The organism is Pseudogemmobacter lacusdianii (assembly GCF_030848395.1).
GTDB lineage: Bacteria > Pseudomonadota > Alphaproteobacteria > Rhodobacterales > Rhodobacteraceae > Pseudogemmobacter > Pseudogemmobacter lacusdianii.
On record NZ_JAVDBT010000049.1, the window covers coordinates 1 to 689 of the forward strand.

At 66.3% G+C, this 689-nt stretch carries 1 protein-coding gene; it reads right to left on the reverse strand.

The window, feature by feature from the left end:
- The coding region (locus Q9295_RS17970; protein ID WP_306681962.1) for a CLIPPER-2 domain-containing protein at window positions 1-689 on the reverse strand (689 nt) is incomplete at both ends.

Consider the following 689-nt stretch of genomic DNA (forward strand, 5'->3'; position numbering starts at 1 on the left):
GTCCACATCCGTGCCCGACAGGTCGCTCACCGACTGCGGATCGCCATCGAGATCCGTGTAACCGCCGGTTGCCGTCGCCTGGTTGCTCACACCACCCGCGTCGATATCGTCTTGGGTGATCGTGTAGGTCGCGGTGAACGTGTCCGTCGCACCGGGCGCGAGGCTCGCGATCGAGGCCGGTGTCACCGGGTTCAGGCCCGGCAGCGGGTCGGTCACGGTCACGCCGTTCAGCGTCACGTTGCCGGTGTTGGTCACCGTGAAGGTATAGGTGATCGTGTCACCCAGACCGCCCGCGCCACCTGCCACGCCCGCTTTGACCAAGGCAATACCCGGATCCTGCGCCAGCGGCGTCACGGTCGTGGTGTTGTTGTCCACATCCGTGCCCGACAGGTCGCTCACCGACTGCGGATCGCCATCGAGATCCGTGTAACCGCCGGTTGCCGTCGCCTGGTTGCTCACACCACCCGCGTCGATATCGTCTTGGGTGATCGTGTAGGTCGCGGTGAACGTGTCCGTCGCACCGGGCGCGAGGCTCGCGATCGAGGCCGGTGTCACCGGGTTCAGGCCCGGCAGCGGGTCGGTCACGGTCACGCCGTTCAGCGTCACGTTGCCGGTGTTGGTCACCGTGAAGGTATAGGTGATCGTGTCACCCAGACCGCCCGCGCCACCTGCCACGCCCGCTTTGACCA